Source organism: Halomicronema sp. CCY15110, from assembly GCF_016888165.1.
Classification (GTDB): Bacteria; Cyanobacteriota; Cyanobacteriia; order Phormidesmidales; family Phormidesmidaceae; genus Halomicronema.
The window spans coordinates 1-1,809 of sequence record NZ_JACSWC010000296.1 but is presented as its reverse complement, the minus strand read 5'-3'; the positions used below and the strand labels follow the sequence as shown (position 1 = coordinate 1,809).

General features: G+C 51.8%; 1 protein-coding gene. It reads left to right on the top strand.

The genetic code is table 11. The annotated features are described in order from the left end of the window. Positions 1-427: 427 nt before the first annotated feature. Entirely contained in the window at positions 428-1,720 is a 1,293-nt protein-coding gene (locus JUK32_RS12690; protein WP_204139226.1) for a sensor histidine kinase KdpD, read from the top strand. The last annotated feature ends 89 nt before the right edge of the window (positions 1,721-1,809 follow it).

The window sequence follows — 1,809 nt, the reverse complement described above, 5'->3', positions numbered from 1 at the left end:
AGGATTCTCCATCTCGATGACCCCATGTTTTCTGGCAGCATCCTACTACAACATGACTTGTGTGTACTTAGTAGGTTCAACTTGGAGAAGGTTGGCCGCTGCCAAAAATAGTGAAAATCTGGCTACTACATAGCACGATTGGGCAAGGGGCGTTACGTTAATTCACAGAAATCATGCGCTTTTCACAAAGGCAGGCAAGATAGTTTGAGATGCGCTAACTGGCCTATTTGAGTGCCAGTGTTCCCGACTAATAGATAGATCATGGCTAGATCTGAGTTCCGTTTGAGCACAGTCGTCACAGGTTCCTGTTGTTATGGTTCACAGGATTGAACAGGTTTCAACGATTTTTCTACCGTCAATTCAAGTTTCACCCCGGAGTTTCAAAAGGCAAATTGAAACGGTATTGGGAGCACTGACACAGCTAAATATGCCAGTCACTTTATTTGCCAAACTGCCACGGGGCAAGAGTTGGTGGATTGATTTTCAACACTATCGCCAAGCCATCAATCCCGCTCCGGATGTTTTTTTGTGGGTGCGTGAAACCACAAATATTCCAGCTTGGCAGCAACCGATTCTCATTCCTGATGTCTCCCCCATGCAGGGGGAATATTTTGTGGTTGGGGTCTCTGAGACCGTGGCGTTTTGGCTGCATGGCGATCGCGAAGAAACCCCTGTCAGCGTTAGCGATGACGAGTCCGAGGCAACTGTAGCGGGCGCTGAGGACGAAACCTTGCCCGTCGTCAACTATCGCCTGACATTTCAACCGGAGCTCATTCAAGACTTTTTAGGAACCTTGGAACAGTCGTTGACAAGTAGTGTGCAGCAGCAGCCTGAGCAACCGGTGGCAACAGCGTTGTTAGCCGACTGGAGCGATCGCCTGTGTTTGCCCGAGCAGTGTCATCCAGCCATTTTCGACGCGATTGCTCAACATGCTGGCAGCCATCAAGAACGCTTGCAGCGACAAGCGCGCTCATACCGTCGGCAAGCCATGACCGCGTCTAGCCTATCCACGGAAAACGAGTCGTTGATGAATACGTTGCGGCTCAAAGATGACTTTCTCAACACTGTGGGGCAAGAACTGCGAACCCCTCTGTCATCTATCAAAACGGCACTGCCGCTGTTGTCTTCGCCCAATCTGAAAGCGCCGCAGCGGCAGCGTTACTTAGACATGATCAGTCGGGAGTGCGATCGCCAAGTCGACTTGATTAACGGCGTATTGGAACTCTTACAAATAGAACGCACAGTGATGACGGCCCAGCCCGAGCCGGTCAACTTGTTTGACATCCTGCCTGGCGTGGTCAGTACCTATCAACCCCTGGCGCAAGAAAAAGGCATTCGGCTCGCCTATACGGTGCCCAATAATCTGCCCGCTATCTGTTGCCCAGAAAGTTGGGTGCGGCAAATTGTCATTCAACTGCTGAGCAACAGCATCCGGTTTACGCCTCCGGGTGGCGAAGTCTGGGTCACGGTGCAGCCCGACAATGATGAATTCTTGGCGATCAGTATCAAAGACACTGGCATCGGCATTCCCCACAATGAGCTACCCCATGTGTTTGAGCACTTTTATCAGGGACGACAGGCCAGCGGCGAAGAGCAAGGGGTGGGTCTGGGCTTAGCGATCGTGCATCAACTACTGGTGTATTGCGACGGGCAAGTCAGCGTGGAGAGTCAGCCCGACGTGGGGACTCACTTCACCGTCAAACTGCCCTTGCACCATTAAGGGACTTGCGCCCAAAAAAGATCCCCATGACCCGAGTTTCGACTCCGCTCAACTCTCGATACTGGTAGGTTGAGCGAAGTCGAAACCGG